Here is a 20,735-nt window from a genome sequence, read left to right on the forward strand (position 1 = left end):
TAGTATCAGAATCTGATTTTCTAAGATCACAGTATTTACATATAAGACCCCATCCAGCATTCTTAGTGCTGGGAATAATTCTTTGCTTGTCAGCGGTTTTATTGCTGATCATTTCATTTTCGTGGCTATTATTTGCTTGTCTCATGTATCTCACAGTACATTTTTTCGTGCTCATTCCGTGGCGTGTCAAAAAGGTATATCACGAATACTCTGCAATACAAGAACCAACTTCTATTTCATTCAGTGATGAGGGATTAGAGTTTAGTAGTGCAAATGGTAAGGGCCTTTTCCCATGGTCTGACATACGAAAGATAAAGAAAAATAACAGCCTTATTCTTATCTACCCAAATAGGATTAACTTTCATCTCATTCCCTCCCATTTCTTTAATTCGAAAGAAGAATTTGATGAGTTTGCAAAACTGGTAGATAGCAAATATCGAACGACTAAACAATAAAAGCCAGCGTAGCCTCGAAGGTATGATAGCGACTTCGAGGTTTATTCAACGTCCTTGATTACGATCAGCGGGAGTGCCCTTGGTGCGCTTTCTCTAATCGAGGCTACAAATTAAATATAAATTATGATTGAAAAACATATCAGAAATGAAATTCTCAACCGAATAGAAAAAGCTGAAAAAGAGCATGGAGTAAGAGTGCTTTACGCAGTTGAATCTGGTAGTCGGGCTTGGGGTTTTGAATCACCAAATAGCGACTATGACGTTCGCTTTATTTATGCCCACCCTAAGGATTGGTATGTTGCTGTCGACTTGGAAGAAAAAAGAGATGTCATTGAATACCCGATTGTCGATGAAATAGATATCAACGGATGGGACATCAGAAAGGCTTTAAGATTGTTTTCAAAGTCTAATCCAGCTTTTGTAGAGTGGCTACGGTCGCCCATCGTTTATATAGAACGTGGTGATTTCGCAATCAGTGCTCGGAAGTTGCTCCAAAAAGTTTATTCGGTGCAAAAAGGAATATACCATTACCGAAGCATGGCAAAAACGAACTACAGGGGTTATCTGCGTGATGATCTTGTACCTATCAAGAAGTATTTTTATGTATTAAGGCCTCTACTCTCAATCATGTGGTTAGAAAAGTATCAAGAACCAGCTCCAATCGAATTCGAAAGACTAAGAACACTCATTAAGGATGATGCTGAGTTAAATGACCAAGTATCAGCACTTCTCGAAAGAAAGAAAAGAAGTTTAGAAAAAGAGCTGGCGCCACCCATAAGCGAGTTAAATAGTTTCATTGAAAGGGAACTACAACGTTTGGAGGACTTTTCAGAGCGACCAGGTAAGAAGGTAGAAGCAATGACTGATCTTAATATTTTATTTCATGAGAGCTTAAGCTAAAGACAATTTAAATATTCCCAACCCTCACTCCTCAAAACAAACCAGATTGCCGCCTTCGGCTTTGGCTTTATACAGCTGCAGGTCAGCGCGTTTGATGGCTTGTTGCGGTGAGTCGTTGGCGGCTATGACGGCGGCGCCGATGCTGATGGAGAGGTAATCGCCGCCTTTGTTGCCGTAGTCATGTTTAATCTGCAGATCGTTTATGCCGCAGACGATTGATTCTAGTTCTGCTTTAATGGTTTCGAGGTCTCCTAGCTTTAACAGGATGGTCAGTTCTTCCCCGCCATAGCGATAGCATTTGCCGTTTGATTGGTTGATCAAATAGGCGGCGACTGCTTTTAGGGCGTTGTCCCCTGCTTCGTGGCCGTAGTTGTCGTTGTAGAGTTTGAAGTCGTCGATGTCGGCTATCGCCAGTACGAAGCGGTCTTCTGGAGTCTTGATGATTTTATCGAGATCCTGGTCGAAGGAGCGGCGATTGAGCAAGCCTGTCAGTCCGTCTGAATGGGCTAATTCTTCCAGTCGTCGATTAGCTTGAGCCAGCTCGGCGGTTCGCTGTTCAACTTTGGCTTCCAGTTCATGTTGCGCCTTTATGAATCGCTGAGCCATTGTTTTAAAGGCTTCGATTACGCGTTTAACTTCGCCATGGGTTTTCGCATTTACTGCATCGCCGGCTATCACATCCTGATAATTACTTGCTCCCATCAAAGTAGCGACTTTAGCGACCATTTGCAGAGGTTTTGAAACCTCGGTTTTGATGTGCCAGTAAACCATCAGCAAAATCAAACCTACTAAAGCAATACCGGCCAGGGTTAATTTCAAAGGAAAAATAAGCGCCTGCATTTGAATTTCGGAACGTGGATAGACGGTGAAATACCACCAGTCGAGGCTTTTGATGTTGTTCACGATAACCAGTTGCTCTTCTATGCCCTCGTCCAGAACCATGCCATCTTTCAGGTCAGGATTATCTTGCAGAAGCTGATAAATCTCTTCGTAAAGTGGTTCCTGATAATTCTCAGGAGTCAGGATTTGGCGTGTATTCAGCGCAGTCATCGACATGTTGGAAGCGGCGATCAGGCCGCCTTTATTATTAAGCACCAGGTGTTCTGCATTGGGTTGTTTCTTTTCGATCAGCTCTTCCAGTAACTTGGACAAACTGACATCAAAGCTGGCATTGACCAGATGCCGCCCCTTGAAGTCCACCGGCTTTTGATAGGTAATTACCCAGAAGTCTGCGGAAATATCGTAATACAACCCCGTCCAGAGCGACTCGCGCTCAGTATTAAACTCTTGCAGAGTTGATTGAACCACCGAAAAGTCAGTTATCACTAAATCTTTGTCGGCTAGCAGCCCCCATGGTTCTTTTCGTGAAAACATAACGATAATATTTTCTGGAAAAGAGAAGTGACTATTGGCTACCCGTTCCTGCCAGGCAGGCCCCAGTTCATTCAAAGTATATTGAGCAGCAATGACCCGCACCTTTAACTCATCATCAATCGGGTACTTGCGAGGCCCGGCGAAGGTCGAAACATCTTCAAACAAAGCAAAGCCGACATTTTCACCCCGATTAAAGTCAGCTTTAAGGCGCATGACTCCAGGCGAGGTTTCCTCATACCAGTTATCAAATGCTTTGATGCTTGACTGAGGATTGTTCTTTAAAAGTTGATAGCGCTGCAAAAACTGCTCTGCCAGAATATCCGCCTGAGATTGAACCTGATCAAACTTCCAGCGCTTCTTTTCAAGCTTGGGCGCAATGCCCTGCTTTAATAGCTGAATGTATTGTTCACGAGTGGATTGGTAGGTAGTCAGAAAAGTTACGATTGATGCCAGAATCACTATCGACAGTGCCCATAAACTAATATGCACCAGAAGCGCTGTCGTCAGCTTCTCGCGTGCTCTTAAACGCCTGTCTTGATTCCGTCTATCCATACAGTCCGACATTATTGGTGCTAGACACTAAATTAGCATGAGCTAAAGAATAATGCAGTTAGTTTTTGGGCTTGCCAGGGTAATGGCAATTACCTTTAGTACTTTAGTCTAGCGCTCCCTTCATTTAAAAAATGTTTTACAAAGCTACTCATGTGATTGTTCGAAAATCAACCAATAGAGGTCTATACTAAAATGAGCTAGGAAGCTATTCATTAACTGGAGTTGGTTATGTGGTTTTGGTTGAGCAGTTGTATTAAGAGAAGTCATTTTTACGCTAAAGTGGTGTCCCTGTGTTGGATAAGTATATTTAGCCCCTTACTTCTCGCACACGCACCCTCCCCTCCACTGCTTGCTTCCAACTTCAATGGCTTTGATGAAGCAAACTTTCAAGAATCTGAGTCGGCTCTTCAGGTTAGCCTAGCGTATCACTTACAAAACGGCCACTTGCCGCTGCTAGGCGTTTCGCTTTTAAATTCACCCACGCTCTATGACTTTTACCGTGAAAGGGGATTTTCTCGGATTTGGGATTCTTTATATCGCGAACAGGACACGTTACAGCAACTGTTGGCGTACTTACAACAAGTCCATTTACACGGTCTGTTAGCCAGCGATTATCACTTCCGGACATTGATGGAGCGCTGTCAGATTCCAACACAGGAGTTAGTAGCCGAGTGTGACCTTTTGCAAACTGACGCCATTTTAAGTCTGACTAAGCATCTGCTGTCTGGGAAAATCAATCCCAACCTTATTTATAAGGACACCGAGGTGCCTAAAGTAGCTATAGATCTCACTGAACGGTTAAATTCAGCCATTCATGCGCCAAGCCTAATCAACCACTTAAAAAAACTAGAACCTCAATCTCAGGATTATCAAAGCCTAAAAGAGTACCTTGCCTCACTTTCCAGCCGTGTCGCTCCTGATTGGCCTCAGCTTGACTTGCAACCCTCGATCAAGCCACAGATGAGCGATCCGCGATTGGAAGCTATTGCCGAAAGACTTATATTCTGGGGGGATTTGTCCGAGGACTGGTATCATCATGCCCCTTTGGATGTACTCTTTGATGATGATTTAGTGAATGCGGTTGCACAATTCCAGTCTCGTCATGGCCTGGAGCCGGATGGCGTACTGGGTAAAAGGACCCTATCGGCATTGAATATCACCCCGCAACAGCGAATGGAACAGCTCGCAGTGAATCTTGAGCGAATTCGTTGGCACCAGCTGAAACCGGTAACTCGTCTGATTATCGTTAATATAGCCAGCTTTGAGCTGTTAGCTTTAGAGAATGGAAAAGAAAGCCTGAGGATGCTGGTGATTGTTGGCCAGCTTAATCGCCAAACTCCTATTTTCGAAGATACCATTCAGTATTTGGTGCTAAATCCTACTTGGGTGGTTCCTTGGGAACTCGCAACAAAAGACAAGCTTCCACTGATTCAAGAAAACCCTCAATACCTGCTGGATAATCAATTTAGCGTCTATTTGCAGGACTTTAAAGTTGAAGATCCAAGCCTTATTGACTGGAAAAAGGTATCAAGATCGAACTTTCCTTACCGTTTAGTACAGGCCCCAGGAGACAATAATGCACTCGGCCAGGTTAAGTTTATGTTCCCCAATACCTATGAAGTCTACCTCCATGACACACCCACTAAGTCATTGTTTAAAAACGATATAAGAGCATTTAGTTCAGGTTGCATTCGGCTACAGAAACCGATGGAATTGCTCTGGTGGCTGCTTCGCTCTGATGGATTGAGCGATATCGATATAGAAAATCAATTGAACAAAAAACATACAAATACGGTAAACTTATCATCACCTGTCCCAATAAGAATGGAGTATAGAACCGCTTATTTGGGACTGAATCAGACGGTTCAGTTTAGAGCAGACATTTATCAACGTGATACAAAGCTGTATCAAGCACTTCAACAACCAGCGGCAAGTTTCCTCTTGCGCTAACCTCAAAAGGACTTAACTTCATCAGGGTCAACAGGATGGTCCAGGGCATTTTTGTGTTTTAATTTATGCTCACTGTTTTCAGTGAAGGAGCTATTGTGCCAAAGATTAGACTGAGCGACCTGTATCAAGTGCGAACCACCTGGGCATTACTGATGATAGTAACCCTGTGGATCTTAACTCCAAAGCAAAGCCATGCGATTACCGAAAACAAGGACTATCAAAGCGGCAAAGCTGAGTTTGAACTCATTGCTAACAATAGAACCATTCCGTATGAATTGTTTTTCCATACAGTAATGCCCGCGCAAGAGCTCAGCCTCAAATCCAATCGCACTCAACTGACGAGTCGCGTGTCAGTTAACAAACAATGGCAACCATTAGACTGGAAGAACGGCCAGTTGCAATGGAAAGCACCAAAAACTCCAGGGCTTTACACCCTTGAAACCAGCGATCAAAAAACCGGGCATCAGATTACATTATCAGTTTTTGTATTACGCCCTGCCTCGGAAATGAAAAATGGCGTACTCAATGGCTACAAAATTGGTAACTATCCCGAGCCATTGAAGGGCCTGCCTACATACTCAGCTCCAAAAGGCTTTATTGAAGTAACGAAAGAGAACATGGATACCAAAATCACGCCACACTTTACACTGGGGCAATTCTTGTGCAAACAGCCAGGCGGCTATCCAAAATACATGGTGCTAAGACAAAACCTGCTGGAAAATTTAGAACTATTGCTAACCGATGTGAATGATAAAGGAATCCGCACCGACAGTTTTGTCATCATGAGCGGTTACCGCACACCGGCATACAATAAAGCAATTGGAAATGTTGCCAACAGCCGTCATGTTTATGGTGATGCATCAGACATTTTCATTGATACAGTATCCAATGGTCGTATGGACGACATCAATGGCGATGGCAAAGTGAATGAAAAAGATGCGCTACGCCTATACGAGTTTGCTAACAACCCCGAGGTTCACGATCATCGTGACGATCTCATCGGTGGTATTGGCGTCTATAAACCAAACACAGTACGCGGCCCATTTGTGCATGTGGATGTCCGAGGCACTAAAGCTCGCTGGGGAATCTAATCTAGTCTATGAAGTCCAAAGGCCATCGCTTGATGGCCTTTTTTTATTTCTAAAGTTGAGATAAAAATTATGGTTCTCCGATATATAAATAAAGATGCTCAATTGTTTTCGGTTCGTGCCTGGCAGAATCGAGCTATTACGGACATATTTAACCTATATTCCTCATCAGAAAAAAAGACAGATTTGATTTTCAATGCCTTCAGTTTTGTGCGACAGGTTTGAGCATGCCTATGACTTTATGGTATGTATTAAGAAAGTTTAGGGAAATGATCATTTATTGAAGCTGGTGTTTATAGGATACGCAGATCATTGTTACTTCGTAGACCACCATCAGAAATTTCATTGAATTTGAAGGATATTAAATGCCTAAAGCAGACCCACAATTAAAGTCGCCTCCGTGGTTAGAAAATGCTGATGGGAAAAAGCGGCGGATCGGTGTAGAGCTTGAAATGAGTGGTCTTGAACTTGATACACTCGCTTCATTGGTAGCCAATCATTTTAGTCTCACTATTTCCTCAGATGGCCGGTATGCGCGAACCTTAAAAGGCGATAATAGCGGGGACTGGGGCGTCGAGCTAGATTACGACTATATAAAAAAACTGGGCCGCAAGGAGCAGCATAATAAAACATTCATGGATCAGGTAAACCGCTCGACAGAGGAGTTATTGGCATGGGCGGCAAAAGCGCTGGTTCCGGTTGAAGTTATTAGTCCACCACTGCCCTGGGATCGATTGAATGAGGTTGAGGGCTTAGTTAAACGTTTACACAAGAAAGGGGCTAAAGGTACCGCTGACAGAGCCGTTAATGCATTCGGCATGCAGCTTAATCCTGAATTGGCCAGCCTTGAAGCAAAGCATATTACAGCTTGTTTGAAAGCTTTCATGTGCCTTTACGATTGGCTTTATAAACGTGCCGATATTGATCTTACGCGCCGCATAACCAGCTATGTAGATCCCTTCCCTGTTGCATACATTAAGAAAATCATCAAAAACGATTACTGGCCTGAGCTTTCAGATCTGATTGATGATTACCTGATTGATAACCCAACCCGCAACCGAGCACTGGATATGCTGCCTCTGTTTAAGCATTTGGATGAGCAACGGGTTCTTGATAAAACCGACGATGAATTGATAAAAGCACGCCCAACGTTTCATTACCGGCTACCCGACTGCGATATCGATAACCCACAGTGGGGAATATACCAAGCATGGAACGACTGGGTTGAGGTCGAACGTCTGGCCGCCGATGAGAATCGCTTACAAGCTTGTTGCCAGGCTTATGAAAAATATTTGAACAGTCCCTTGAAGCGGCTTTTCACTAGCTGGGATAAGATTGTGGAGAAGCAATGGCTAAACCGGTAATCGCTGTTACAGGACCAAAGAGAGGTGCTTTTGGCCCCAGATTGCTGGTTGCATGGGCCATCCGTTTCTACGGTGGACGCCCGCTACAATTGCGACCAGGCGACGAACAACTTCAGCATGAATATGATGGCGTGGTGATCACCGGCGGGCATGATGTTGAACCTGTGTTATATGCGACAGAGCCGGAAGTAGAACCAAAATACGACAGCGCTCGCGATGCCTTTGAAATGAAAATCATTAAAGGTGCCTTGAAGCGAAACCTGCCGTTACTGGGAATATGCCGAGGCGCACAACTGCTTAATGTTGCTTGCGGAGGAACACTGTTTCAACAACTGCACCTGCATCGTGTAAAAACCTCAAACCGTTGGACTATTTTTCCATTAAAAACACTTTATAAGTCAGACACCTCAGAAGTCGGTAACAGCCTGCTCTTGTCTATTATGGGCAGCAAACCTTCCAAGATTAACAGCCTGCATAATCAGGGGATTGATAAGGTCGGTGAAAACTTAGTAGTGACTGGCAAAGATGCCGATAACATTGTTCAAGCTATCGAAGCTCCCGCCATACCTTTTGTACTGGGAGTACAATGGCATCCCGAGTTTTTGCTATACATGAAATCGCAGCGAGCGATCTTTAAAGCTTTAGTAAAAAAAGCTGTTAAGAGTCAACATTGAAAGGAGTTAACAGTCGAAGGTGTTGTGACTTATTCGAGGCTACGCGTGCAGAGCCTACTTGGAAGTTTGTGAGGGCCCAATATTTATCACCTTCATTAAAGCGGCATCGGCCATTAAGGCATTAATATAAATTTCTTCAATCATTCGTCATCTCCCTCTTCTTTGAATATAACTTTTTTTATTAAATATGAACGCTCTTTGATAGGACTGGAGTCAGGGCAAGAATATGAGCTTTTAAAAAAAATTGAGCTCCAAGCACTTTTCTTGGATAATCTCAACTGAACATCCTCTGCTAGAATTTCTTTCTTTTCTCTATCTACAACAATAAAAGAACTTTTACTTAAAGACCAATTTGAACTAGAAAGTTTATAATTACTTTTATATTCTCTGTTAAGCTCATATCTAGGAAAAGGCTCGGATGCAACCTGAATATCTAAGCATTCATCAATTTTCATTTCTTTGATTTTCTTTACTATTCCTTTTCGTGAGTATTCACAAAGTTCTTCCTTGAATCGCATATTATAGATACCATTTTCGAAATCATACCCGTGCTTGCTTCTTTTAAATTCAAAAACAACAAAAGGAAGGCCAGATTCAAACAACTTCATTGAGCAATGATCAAGTGAGTTACATGTTCTATCAAAATATCCATTCGCTTGTGCTTTATTATAAATTTTTAAGCCAGCCTCATTTTCACACAGCACCTTATGCTTAACTTGTTCAGATGAACATCCACAAATTAAAAACATTCCAAATAAAATAAACACTCTATTTTTCAATTTATCGCTCCTTAATACTATTCATCTAAAACTTGGATGTATACCTATACGGCTAATAACAACCTTCACCTTCTCTGGCTAACTCCATCTACTTTGAACTAGGCACGATAGTTTGTTCATATAAATTTCCAAGAATGGGGTAAGCATAGACCTTACACCCCTTAGAACCACCCTCATGAGGTGTTCCAGGCACCACGTCCTTTATATATTGTGTTGTTTTGCTATAAATGTTCTCATCACGATCTTTTATTACCAACTCTACTTTATTTATTGTGGTTCCAAATAAATTACCAACAGTAATTACACGGTTATTGTCTTCATAAAAATATTTAGCAGTAGGTGACTTAATGCTTTTTGCAGCAACACATTTATTTTCCCTAAATTGTTTAATAAAATCGTCAGGGCTTGAATAACTATCTATCTTTTTAGTGATTTTTACATTACAAAACTTATTCCCTTTGTCGGCAATAAAGTAACGCCAATAACCTTTTTCAGGGATATATGCTGTAGAGTAAGTTCTTTCGTTATTAAATTCCATATAAGAAATCCCTGTTCTTTCATACATATCAAGAAATTGCACCCAGCAAGATGAGCTGCACTGCGCATGATAAAAGCCATCGGCCTCTACCTGCTTATAAATGACCGTTCCTGCATCTTTCTTGCATAATTTTCTATGCTCCGAAGCTCCAGGCGAACACCCTACCAACCCCAAAGCAACCGATAAACTTAGCAGTAGTTTTAACTTTTTCATCACAACTCCCTATAGCTATAGCGGTGCGGTACGTCGCGACGCACCCTGCGCTAGCTACTCTTTTTCCAACCCTCTTTTTTCAGCTCTTTCCTGAAAGAGATCAATGGCTAGAAATTCTTCCAATTCTTCAGCGCTTAAGTCTTGTCTTAATCGTGCAAAGGACTCTCGATATGGCTTGACCTCTTTTTCAAACTCTTCCCGGGGCATTGTGTCCATAACTTTACTTTCTCCATCATAAGTCTCAAGGTATTGAAGAATTTCATTACCGTTCTCATCTACGATAATTTCAACATGAACCTTACTATCTAATGAATCTAGATATTCAGACTTAAAGCTTAAAGAGTAATCTTCCCTTTCAATTTCCGTTGCAAAAAACATCTCTTTTATTTCGTACCCAATTAAAAAACACAGCGCTAGCACCACAATAAGGTTAGTTGCTGTTATCGCTTTTGACATCGTCCTTTATCCCCTCTCTATTGTAGTAGATTGCTTTAATGGCTTTTCTCATATCGTTTGCGATCTTCTGCAAGCATTTTCTCCCCCATTGCAATGAATTCAGCTTCAGTCAAAACATCTACAGGGCCATTCTTTTCTTGGCCAGCTCGATACTTATAAAAAACTGTATTGCCCTGATTATCGACTCCTTCGAGATAATAATACTCAATATGTGTTGATAATATTGACTCTGTTATTAAGGGGCTGTCCTGTACATCAGGCTTATCTTTTTGAAAAAACTCTTTTGTGCCGATAGCAACAAAAAACATAACAGATGCGAATACAAGTACAAACATTGTCGCTTTGTATGAGTTCCCTATTGGAAAATTCAAACTATCTATTCCCCTTTTTTAGTAACGGTTAATCAAATATCCTTAAGTAGAAAGCCTAGACGCATCCTCTATCCAGCTTTGCATTCTAACAATTGGACATATACCCATAAGGGTAATAACAGGCTTCACCCTCTCTGGCTAACTTGCGCATTTCTATTAATCGCTCTTGATATTCATCGCAGTAAATACTTCGGTTCGGGCCTGTGTGCTGTTGTATTTTCAGGTAGGTTTCATAAGCTCGACCAACTACCCAGCGGCAATGTGTATGATTTTCGGATATTAGTTGCTGCTTGATCATTGCTGGGCTTTGGTAGTTATTACTGGTTTGACGATTTGTGGTTGTGTTTTTTGGGATGGGTTTAACCCGCTCCATGGGGATCACACTAAAGCCTTCTCCTGATAAATCCTGTATTTGATAGTTACCAGTTGATGGTGGCGTCTCTGTATATCGTTTATTACCACTGCCGTCTGTCCATGTGTAGATCACGGGTTTTGTAGATAGAGAATTTTCTTGCTTTTGAGCAGTCAGGTTTTGTCGTTTGTTATTTACAACTTTTTGACTAACAGGCTTTGCTGGCTTTTGAGAAGGTTTTTCTACCGGCTTAGCTTGTTGGTTTTGGCTGCTATCCTCTATTTCCTGTTTGATTGAATCGACTTCCAGATAATGCAGATAGGTAAAACCGCCAAGCACAACCAGTACTAGTAATATTCCAAATAATGCCCCAATTAAATAATTCACGTCCCTGTCCTTTTTCTTTGTGTTAGTTGGAGTCTACTTTATTGGCTAAAACTTTTGAAGCATAAAAAAGGCAGCCGAAGCTGCCTGTAACAATCAAAACAATGATGATTATTTTAAAATAGCCATTTGGCTTTGGTCTCGCAGCTCTACATTTCTCAGCTCATAAGGTGCGCTAAGGCCACTCTTCGCTAAGATACTTGAGTCAAACTCCATCATGATTTGTCCCGAACCGCGACTAAGATTCTGTGCGGTGTGAGTTGTCATGATAGGTTTCATGTTGCCTGCTTTGTCTGTGCCGTATAAAACGCCACGTACTTCAAAGCGACTGTCTTGCTTAACGCTCACTGGTACCATGGCTTTAAGGTTTTTATTGCCACCGACGATTTGCACATTGCTGCCAACTGATGCTGTCATTTCGTCATAGGAGAATGGTACGCGACCATTACGTTGAACCAATTTGCCGTTTACATGAGCTTTAACTTCGGTGTGTAGTTCCCACAAAGCACCGGGCACATTATCAGCTGCCATTTTCATGGGCATTTTCACCTGATAGCCGTCACCTGATTTTTTGAAAATCACTGGGTAACTTTGACCGGTTGGCGAGACTAGTTGTCCTTTGATGTTGCGGATAGTTTGGGCCTGGCCTTGGTCAAAGACATGAGCATTAACGTTTAGCGTTTCACCTTTGAAGTAACCGCCGCGTTGTGATTTGAGATATAAAGCGGTGTCGCTGTTTTTCTCAAAGACATTGATGCGGTATTTGCCGTTGGGATTAAGTTTCTGGTTGGTTTGTAAGGTGAACTCACCTTGCCCCAAATTATCAGCTAACTTAAAACCGGTGGTTCCGCGTTGGAAACCAACACCTTGTGCCTGCATGGCATTACTATCAACCAGCATGTCGAAGCCACTGCCTTTTGCGAAGCTTTTGCCACCCTTCTGGCTGATGTTCATCATCTGCGGCTCAACTGCTGAACGACCATCGGCTGCTGAGATACGAACTAGCGCACCTGGAGCGCTGGTGGTTAATGAGACACCGCGTTGCAATGAACGACCATTCACATCCAAGCTGTATTCGCGGCTTTGCGTTGCTGGAACATGTTGGCTTTGAGTAATGGCAAATTTGTTGTCCTGGCCAACTGCAAAACTGTAGCTGGTAGCGTCTGTGTTTCTGATATTAGTATTGGCGTTAACGGCTGAACTCAAGACAAGAGCCAGCGTGGTAGAAGTAATTAATGCAATATTCTTCATGATGGGCTCCTTAAATTCGGTTACGTAGGTATGAGTCTAGATAGAAGCAGTTACGACGGCTTTGCGCATGACTGAGCGGCTCACCACCTTTGGTATACCATTTGTCATAGAACCAGACCGAACCGGCAGCACTTTGCGAACTGCAATTGAGGAATCCATCTGAGCAGCTGTCGAGCCAGTTTTGCGTGAATTCAAGCCCCACATTCTGCGAATATCCGCCGCAATAACTGTCGCCATCCCAGATCGCTGACTCAACGTCAGTACCCACTACGTTAACGAATGGCTTCGGTAAGCTTGGACGACCAGATGTACCGTATAGCCAGTTGGCATTATAGCTCGCCATCCAGGACTCCTGCTGCTGACGTACCGCATCATTTTGATAACCAAGCAACCAGCCTAGCGATTGCTCGAAAGCATTACCGCTCAACACAGCTTGCGCCAACGGAGTGCCACCACTTGATGGTGCTAAGGCAATGACTTCTTTTGTTTTGTTGATGATATTCGGAAAACGACTATCCCAGGTTGGGTTTGACAGGATCCAGCGCACCACATTGCCACCGTTTGAGTGGGTGATGAGGGTCATCTGCGTAATGCCCTTATTATTGATAAAGTTAGTTAATTGCCCTGCTAAACAACCTGAAGCACGGCTGTCCCACATGTATTGAGTAAAGTCACAATTAATGACCGTGTAGTTGCTTGAGTTGGGAAGGCCTTGAATGACCGATTGAATCATTGAACCGGTCCAGTAGTCATTATAAGCATCGCTTTGCTGGCCTGTGCCATGAACAAAAGCAACGCCAACATTCGCACTCGCGGAAGCGGCCATCAAGGAACCGCCAATCAAAGACGCCCCCAACAAGAGCTTGTTTAGGAAAGATTTCTTCAGCATTTGCTACCCCCTAGGTTTTTAAGCTGACTGCTCACTTATAGCTTTTTATTTTCTGTAACAAAGCTACAAGCATTCCTTCTTTGCCTTTAATTAGTTTTTATAAGGCAAACAAGTTTATAGCATCAGTTTTACTAATTGTAAAAAACGCTAGTTTTAAACATGGAGATAGCTTTCAAGAGGTTTTATTCATACTGAGATAGACATTTAAGCCATTGTTATTTAAAGATTCTTAAGCAACTTTCAAACACATACTTGAAACCATAAAGGTAACTTTCAAACAAGCGTTCAATGACAGCAAGTCATTAGTAGAAGTAAGTGGCAGGAAATAGCTGATAACAAGTCAGTAATGACTTATGAATTTGATCAGTTTGTGATTTAGGTCACTAATTTTTGTGCAAAAAAAGCCGTGCTCTCGCTATGCCTTGAAGGATAGTGCTAACGGGGGATTAATTGAGCTGACATGCAGGTCAGGGCAGACCCGAACCTAACCGCATGTGACGAGTAAACAGCTCAATCCAAAATCGCTTAGTTTCAAGTAATAACTAGAAACATAGGATGGGTTAGCCACAGGCGTAACCCATCAATTCACACCTTCGTAGCACAATGATGGGCTACACTGGCGTTGCACCCAGAGGGCAGGCTCCGCTCGGTCTGCCCCCTTGGGTAAACCCATCCTGTAACTTCACGTATATGCGATGAACAAAAAAGCCGTGCATTCGCACGGCTTCCTATTTAGCTCTGTGAGCTTAAGTGTGTTAAAGCTCAGTTGTCTTAGCGTCTTTTATAGAGCACCAATCCTAATAGCATTAACAGCAACCAGTTGGTGCTACCGCCGCCGCCACCACCGCCGCTTGACGGAGGAGCAGTTACCGTCACAGACTGAGTCATCTCTCTTTCAACACCTGTTCCATCAGTGGCCTTGAAAGTCACTTCATAAGTACCACCGGCTGAGTAGGTATGTGAGGGAGACTTAGCTGTGCTGCTACTTCCATCGCCGAAATCCCACTCATAAGTGTAATTACCGTCCCCACCTGTCGCAGTGCTTGAGAAAGTTACCGTTAAGTTGTTGCGACTGGAACTGAAATTAACATTAAGCGGTGCTACTACACTCACCTGCTTCGATATTTGTGCTTCCTGGTTATCGCCACTCGTGACGGTCATGGTTATGGTGTAAGTACCAGTGAGGCTATATCCATAGCTGGCATTTAAGCCAGTTTCCTGGTTACCATCGCCCATATCCCATTGAACACTGTAAGTTTCGACACCACCCGTGATCGATGCTTCAAGTTCTACTACTGCACCAGTGGTCGCTAGATTAAAGTCAGCCGATAGTGCATCACCAATCACAACTACCTGTTCAACAACACTTACAGTGCTGTCCTGATCAGTAACCGTCAATGTAACCGTATAGTTGCCGCTAGTAGCGTAAGTATGAACTGGAGCCGCTTCAGTAGAGACTGCAGAACCATCACCGAAATCCCATTCATAGGTATAACCAGGAATCCCGCCAGCCGTTTCATCGGTAAAAGAAACTTCTCGGAAATTACGTTGGAATTCAAAACCCGCTGCTAATTCAAGAGGTGCGACACTGAGTTTAACGGTTGCCGTACTGGAGTTTGCTGCCTGATTAAGCACTTCCATTTTGAAACCATGCTCTGGCAATACAAGACCTGACGCAGGCTGCTCAGGAGCAGAATAATCATTGGAGTCATCAAATACAGAAATAGCCGCTAAATGATTGTCGTTACTGGTAGCTTTTTGATCGTAGAGACCAAATGCAGCATCTCTAATCTGAGTTAAGGTACTACCCGGACTTGAACCATTCATAATGATATTTTGGTCGGCATCCACAACACCGGTAAAGCCGTAGCCAGGATGATCATCAGCACCAACTTTATTGTCACTGTAGTTCTCATTACCGAACCAGACTAAAACGCCAGGGCTATTAAAGGTGTTAGCAAAACCTACATCACGACCATTAGCGCTTCTGAGCTGTATCCAATAGTTCTGTGGTAGGCCTGGTGCTTTATTAGAAGCTCTCGAGAAACCATCTAGGGTTACTGCATCAGCAACTTCTGCACCATCGGTATGGATAGCAGATCCGGATTGTTTAACAGTAATATCGTCGGCGACGAAACCATAACCACCAACGCTTTGATCCGTTTCATAGTTGAAACTGAAGGTTACGCTTTGTCCGGCATAAGCTGTCACATCAAACGTTAAATCAACCCAGCCATCGGCTCCTTCAGAGCCAGCGATATCGACTGATTTACCAGTAACAAAGTTGTTCACATTATGATACTGATTGTTAACTTTAGTATGATTACCAGCAAGCGCCGTGCCATTAGCTTTAACCTGCAAATAATCATAATCAACTTCAATATCCCAGTGCGCTTTCATACTCAACTCAAGAGTACCAGTCGCAGGCAGGTCAACAATAAAGCTCATACTGTTCGACTTCATATCACCTTTGCCCGAGTAATATTGATACGAGCCTGTATAAGGAGTCATAAAGTCAAAAAGCGGAGCTGGAATATCGACTCTGATTTGGTTATAAGTTCCAGAATGGTTAGAGGCCTGTACTAAATCAACATCTTGCGGAGCACCCATTAAATCATCAAGGTTAACAACCAACTCATCGATCCAGTCACCACCGTAAGTTGCTTGCAAGAATGAACGCGCATAGGGGCTGAAACCAGTTGGCTTGGTACCAGCAGGGCTACCCACCCAGCTACCCGAGGCCATTACTGACCAGATACCTACTGGTGAGCCTTCTGCAGAGCCAGCGATGTCATATTCATCAGGCAAACCTAAGTCGTGTCCAAATTCATGCACAACAACACCGGTTGCCGCATCGATTGGCTGAATTGTGTAGCCAAAAAGCTTTTTACTGGTACCGGGAATGGTGTAACCGCCCTGCTGACCGTCAACAAAGAAACGGTGTGACCAGATAGCATCATCACTTAACACACCACCACCCGCTTCTTCGCCGACGCTTGAGTGGTAAATCATCACGTGATCGATAAGACCGTCCGCTTCTTCAATGTTACCGTCACCATCTAAATCATAAGGATCTTCCAAGTCATAATCGGCAAGATTAATGCCATTTGCCTGGACAGCCTTAGTAACAGCTTCTTTAACTAATGCTGGAACATTTTTATCGTTATCATTGTTGTCAGGATCATTCTCGCCATAATGTACGGCATTATTATCCGCGGTTACCCAGCCATAGGTATCACCCGTGAAGGAGAACATACCGCCTGATTCATCCTGATAAAAATTGTACCCTGATTCCAGGTTTTGCCCCGATGGCCCGGTAAAGCCAGTGGTTGAGAACATCAGGTTTTGATAATGCGATACTGGATACGAATCATAGTACATATTCGTATCGCTTGGAGATAAGCGGTTATCATCGTAAGGTAAGTCAGGAAAGTCGATTAATACAGCAAGCACTTTAACCGTTTTATTATTTATAGTTTTTTGCTCAGTTGTCACTCCCTTAATAAAGGACTGCTTCTTTTGCTTTAAACTGTTAGCCACTAAAGTTGGTTGCTTTGGCTGACTACTTAAACTTTGACCAAGATAGTGCTTTACTGCCTGTTCTTTTTCAGCTTCGCTGGCATTAGCATTAATATCGCCACGCTTTTCAAGCCAGTACAAAATTCTTTCATGATTGACCAACGCAGGGTCTTTTGGGGTAACCGATTTTTCAGCGGCTTGTGCCATTGGAGTGGCAAGCGCAATTGCCAATAAACTATAAATAGCGGTGTGTTTCATTTCACTTTCCTTTTAAACAATTTTCATACACAGAATTTTTCTTGTTGATATAATTTCGAATAACCAATTCTCGCTGCTCTTTATCCATCTCTTCGGTGATCAAACCTTTCTCAATAAGCATCGGCTCAAGTTTCCAGATATCTTTAACAGGAGCTGGAGCACTACAGATTGGTTTAACCGGACCTTTATGTGGATTGAATTGAGAGTCGGAAGCTTGATTTGCATGCTCTTCAACACCTTCGGCTTCCACCTGAGTATCGTTTTTACAAGCCACCATCAACAAAACAAAAACTGAGCAAGTCAACAACAAATAAACACGCATTTCTTTACTCATATAATAATAAGACTCCTATTAAAGACCAGTTTGCATGAGGCTTCAAGTCAGATTACCAAACTCACAAGCTTGGATACAAAAGCATACAGTTGCGCTGTTTTTAGGGGATTTTCTAAGAAGATAGGGTAGGAACGAAAAAGCCCTTGTAAAAACAAGGGCTTTGATGTGGTACCAGAGGCCGGACTCGAACCGGCACGCTTTTAAGGGCGCGGGATTTTGAATCCCGTGTGTCTACCAATTTCACCACTCTGGCTTTAAACTTTGTATTAAGGCGAGGCCCTAAAAGTGAGGCGCATTATAAACTAACAGACTGTTTTTGCAATACTAGCGTTCGCCTTTTTAAGCGGTTTGCTGCTCCACATCAGTCAGGCTAAACACTTCTTCAACAGGGACTTTAAAATACCCTGCAATTTTAAGCGCTATTATGGTTGAAGGTACGAATTTACCAACCTCAATAGTACTGATGGTTTTTCTTGAAACACCAATTGCTTCGGCTAATTCGCCCTGGCTCATTCGATGCTCAGCTCTAAACACACGAATTCTATTATCTAGTTCGGGGTGCATAAACTACTCCTCCATACCTTCCAAATCATCCTCTCGAGTAAGCCAGAAGAAACTGAGGCTGACAGAAAGAACAGCAATGGCAAATAATGAAGTAAAGTAGAACCTTATAGGCAGTTCCAGCAGTTCAAGCTGGGAGGAGAAACCGAGCAAAACTGTGACACTCAATGTTGTTGCTATCCAGCCATTCTTGAAACTTACTAGCATTGCCCCCGACACAAAACCTTCTGGTTCCTTTGCTCCAACAAGTTGTCCACCAAGCTTTTGCTTTATACCAGGCCATATCGCAATAAGGGTAACACCCATAGTAATGACAACACCTACCATGGTAATCATATCCAATATACTGTTGAGCGTACCCTTAGGAGTAAACTCTTCAGCAATTATCATTAAGTAGGTAATTCCACATAGCAGCATGCCCCAGGCAACGCCTCGTTGCATCCTGTCGACCGTTTCTGCACAGTTATTTTGTTTCATAGCTCATTTCTCCATAAAGTTAAATTGAAATTGAAAGTGTCAAAAAGACAATCAAGCAACCCTCTTTGATACCTCTGGGTTACATTATGGTACTTTTGCAGCCCAAGTCAAGAGTTTTCTATTTGCACATAAAAAACCCAGCGCAAGGCTGGGTTCTGTATCTACAGGTTGTTGTTAATTAATAGTGGACTATTACGAATCTCCCTTCTTAATTGACGCTTTCTCATCTGCAATAAACTGTTCGATTTGAGCTTCTAGAACACTTAACGGAATTGAACCATTGGCTAGCACCGCATCATGGAAACGACGAATATCAAAATCTGCACCCAGCTCTTCTTCAGCTTTGGCTCGAAGTTCCAATATTTTCAGCTCGCCTAATTTATAAGACAGTGCCTGCGCCGGCCAGCTGATATAGCGGTCTATTTCGGTTCGAACGTTGTGGGTCGAAAGCGCGGTATTCTCTTCCATCATTTTGATGGCTTGCTCACGCGTCCAGCCTTTGGTGTGCATGCCGGTATCCACGACCAGGCGGATTGCACGCCACATTTCATAAGTTAAACGGCCGAAGTTGCTGTAGGGATCCTGGTAAAAGCCTGCTTCAAGCCCCAATTTTTCACTGTATAAGCCCCACCCTTCGCCAAAAGCTGAAATATAAGTGTTCTGGCGGAAACTGGGCAAATGCTCCAACTCTTTTGCTAAAGCGGTTTGCAGATGATGACCCGGGACGGCTTCATGCAAGGTTAGCGCCTCAAGATTATACAAAGGACGCTTATCCAGCGCATAAGTATTAACCCAATATTCGCCCGCACGAGTGCTGTCTAATGGCGCACCAGAGTAACGGCCTGTGGTGTATTTCGGAGCGATAGCCTCGGGAACGGGCACAACGCCGTAGGGCTGGCGCGGCAACTTACCGAAGAACTGTGGCAACTTATGATCCATCTTTTTAGCGATGTAAGAAGCCTCTTTAATCAGCTCTTCTGGAGTTTCGGCATAGAACTGAGGGTCAGTGCGTAAGAACTCTAAAAATTCAGGGAAAGTACCCTCAAAACCACTGTCTTCGATAACCTGCTCCATTTCTGTACGAATCCGCTTAACTTCTGATAAGCCGATCTCATGGATCTCATCAGGCGTCATATCCAGAGTGGTATAGAGTTTCACCTGATTCTGATAATAAGCTTTACCATCTGGAAAATCGTACGCAGCAATCGTTTGTTTGGCATTGGGTAGATATTCCTGCTCGAAGAACTTGAGGTAGTTTTGATACTCGGGAACCACCACCTGACCGATAATGGTCGTCGCCTGCTTTACCAACTCCTGCTTCTGTTGTTCAGTAAAATGTTTGGGGAAATTATTAAAGGGCGTAAACCAGGCTGTTTCGGTAGCATTGTCTTTGATATAGGCTTTAATGCCATCACTGTAACCTTCCAGCACCGCTTTTGGTACTGTAAAACCACGCGCCATGCCTGCTTCCATGTTGCTGATATTTTGTTGGAAATGACCAGGGATTTGAGTCAACAGCGTAAGATAATTTTCATAGTCCTCATAAGTGCGAAAGCTCACTCTCTGCGCCAGCCCCGCCATTCCAACATGAAAGCCCCATTCTGAATTTAACGGCATTTCATAAGTTTTAAGGTCAATTTCTGCGACTTCCTGCTCTAATTGAAACAGCATCATGTCATAACTGATTTGATCGTCTGCAGACAGATCATCTCGCTGAATACTATTGAGTTCGCCGATCAGCTCTTGCAATTCTTGCTTTCGGGCTTGGTAGGCTGCTGGGCTCACATCACGCAGTTTGCCTTTGGCTGAGTCATCACCACGGCTGGCTGCCCATAATGGATTCTGCTTGAGATTGTATTCTTCAACCTTGTCAAAAAACTCATACAACCATTGAGTGTAATCTTCGCCTGCGTTAGCAGCCATACTGCTAACCAGCAAGCTGCTGGAGATTATAGTTGAAATAAAAAGGGCTTTGATTAGTTTCATTATCGTTACC

Annotated in this window: 19 protein-coding genes and 1 tRNA gene; 6 read left to right on the plus strand and 14 right to left on the minus strand. The window is 43.1% G+C overall.

From position 1 onward, the window contains the following. Positions 1-143: 143 nt before the first annotated feature. Both ACYTXU_RS08000 and ACYTXU_RS08005 read left to right on the plus strand, forming a co-directional pair. Positions 144-455, plus strand: a complete 312-nt coding sequence (locus ACYTXU_RS08000; RefSeq protein ID WP_462209386.1) for a YcxB family protein — start codon at positions 144-146, stop codon at positions 453-455. Positions 456-578: 123 nt separating this feature from the next. Next, positions 579-1,355: a nucleotidyltransferase domain-containing protein gene (locus tag ACYTXU_RS08005; RefSeq protein ID WP_462206128.1), complete on the plus strand. Its 777-nt coding sequence runs from the start codon at positions 579-581 to the stop codon at positions 1,353-1,355. Positions 1,356-1,379: 24 nt separating this feature from the next. Here ACYTXU_RS08005 and ACYTXU_RS08010 read toward each other — a convergent pair whose 3' ends face one another. After that, positions 1,380-3,293 carry a GGDEF domain-containing protein gene (locus tag ACYTXU_RS08010; protein ID WP_462206130.1) on the minus strand — a complete coding sequence of 638 codons (1,914 nt, stop codon included), beginning with the start codon at positions 3,291-3,293 and terminating at the stop codon, positions 1,380-1,382. A gap of 216 nt (positions 3,294-3,509) precedes the next feature. Between ACYTXU_RS08010 and ACYTXU_RS08015 the strand changes: the two genes are divergently transcribed. From ACYTXU_RS08015 to ACYTXU_RS08030, 4 genes are all read left to right on the plus strand, one after another. Beyond that, entirely contained in the window at positions 3,510-5,231 is a 1,722-nt protein-coding gene (locus ACYTXU_RS08015) for a L,D-transpeptidase family protein (RefSeq protein ID WP_462206131.1), read from the plus strand. A gap of 95 nt (positions 5,232-5,326) precedes the next feature. Continuing rightward, the gene (locus ACYTXU_RS08020) at positions 5,327-6,322 is read left to right on the plus strand and encodes a D-Ala-D-Ala carboxypeptidase family metallohydrolase (RefSeq protein WP_462206133.1); all 996 of its coding nucleotides are present in this window, start codon (positions 5,327-5,329) and stop codon (positions 6,320-6,322) included. Between the two features lie 362 nt (positions 6,323-6,684). Further along, positions 6,685-7,683, plus strand: coding sequence for an amidoligase family protein (locus tag ACYTXU_RS08025; protein ID WP_462206134.1), 999 nt, complete (start codon positions 6,685-6,687; stop codon positions 7,681-7,683). Then, complete coding sequence (locus ACYTXU_RS08030; protein ID WP_462206136.1) at positions 7,668-8,357, plus strand: gamma-glutamyl-gamma-aminobutyrate hydrolase family protein; 690 nt, start codon at positions 7,668-7,670, stop codon at positions 8,355-8,357. Before ACYTXU_RS08025 ends, ACYTXU_RS08030 begins: the two co-directional genes overlap by 16 nt. A 140-nt stretch (positions 8,358-8,497) precedes the next feature. On the opposite strand, the gene ACYTXU_RS08035 is transcribed toward ACYTXU_RS08030, so the two are convergent. The 13 genes from ACYTXU_RS08035 to ACYTXU_RS08095 all read right to left on the minus strand — a co-directional run bounded on the left by ACYTXU_RS08035 (position 8,498) and on the right by ACYTXU_RS08095 (position 20,725). Beyond that, complete coding sequence (locus ACYTXU_RS08035; RefSeq protein ID WP_462206138.1) at positions 8,498-9,136, minus strand: hypothetical protein; 639 nt, start codon at positions 9,134-9,136, stop codon at positions 8,498-8,500. 88 nt (positions 9,137-9,224) lie between these two features. Next, positions 9,225-9,887, minus strand: coding sequence for a hypothetical protein (locus ACYTXU_RS08040; RefSeq protein ID WP_462206140.1), 663 nt, complete (start codon positions 9,885-9,887; stop codon positions 9,225-9,227). Between the two features lie 54 nt (positions 9,888-9,941). Then, on the minus strand, positions 9,942-10,343 hold the full coding sequence (locus ACYTXU_RS08045; protein ID WP_462206141.1) for a hypothetical protein: 402 nt from the start codon (positions 10,341-10,343) through the stop codon (positions 9,942-9,944). A 35-nt stretch (positions 10,344-10,378) separates the two neighbouring features. Beyond that, complete coding sequence (locus ACYTXU_RS08050) at positions 10,379-10,714, minus strand: hypothetical protein (RefSeq protein WP_462206143.1); 336 nt, start codon at positions 10,712-10,714, stop codon at positions 10,379-10,381. An 85-nt stretch (positions 10,715-10,799) separates the two neighbouring features. Next, positions 10,800-11,453, minus strand: coding sequence for a hypothetical protein (locus tag ACYTXU_RS08055; RefSeq protein ID WP_462206144.1), 654 nt, complete (start codon positions 11,451-11,453; stop codon positions 10,800-10,802). Between the two features lie 108 nt (positions 11,454-11,561). Beyond that, a complete protein-coding gene (locus ACYTXU_RS08060; RefSeq protein ID WP_462206145.1) occupies positions 11,562-12,701 on the minus strand; it encodes a DUF4785 domain-containing protein in 1,140 nt (379 codons plus the stop codon). Between the two features lie 10 nt (positions 12,702-12,711). Further along, entirely contained in the window at positions 12,712-13,527 is an 816-nt protein-coding gene (locus ACYTXU_RS08065) for a lipase family protein (RefSeq protein WP_462209388.1), read from the minus strand. Positions 13,528-14,361: 834 nt separating this feature from the next. Then, positions 14,362-17,367 (minus strand): immune inhibitor A domain-containing protein, encoded by a 3,006-nt coding sequence (locus ACYTXU_RS08070; RefSeq protein ID WP_462206146.1) that lies wholly within the window; start codon positions 17,365-17,367, stop codon positions 14,362-14,364. A 1-nt stretch (position 17,368) separates the two neighbouring features. Beyond that, on the minus strand, positions 17,369-17,701 hold the full coding sequence (locus tag ACYTXU_RS08075; RefSeq protein WP_462206148.1) for a hypothetical protein: 333 nt from the start codon (positions 17,699-17,701) through the stop codon (positions 17,369-17,371). Positions 17,702-17,867: 166 nt separating this feature from the next. Continuing rightward, positions 17,868-17,954, minus strand: a tRNA-Leu gene (locus tag ACYTXU_RS08080). Between the two features lie 86 nt (positions 17,955-18,040). Then, positions 18,041-18,265, minus strand: a complete 225-nt coding sequence (locus ACYTXU_RS08085; RefSeq protein WP_462206149.1) for a helix-turn-helix transcriptional regulator — start codon at positions 18,263-18,265, stop codon at positions 18,041-18,043. A gap of 3 nt (positions 18,266-18,268) precedes the next feature. Then, the gene (locus ACYTXU_RS08090) at positions 18,269-18,739 is read right to left on the minus strand and encodes a hypothetical protein (RefSeq protein ID WP_462206150.1); all 471 of its coding nucleotides are present in this window, start codon (positions 18,737-18,739) and stop codon (positions 18,269-18,271) included. Between the two features lie 192 nt (positions 18,740-18,931). Next, on the minus strand, positions 18,932-20,725 hold the full coding sequence (locus tag ACYTXU_RS08095) for a DUF885 domain-containing protein (RefSeq protein ID WP_462206152.1): 1,794 nt from the start codon (positions 20,723-20,725) through the stop codon (positions 18,932-18,934). Between the last annotated feature and the right edge of the window lie 10 nt (positions 20,726-20,735).

It is taken from the genome of Kangiella sp. M94, assembly GCF_054926195.1.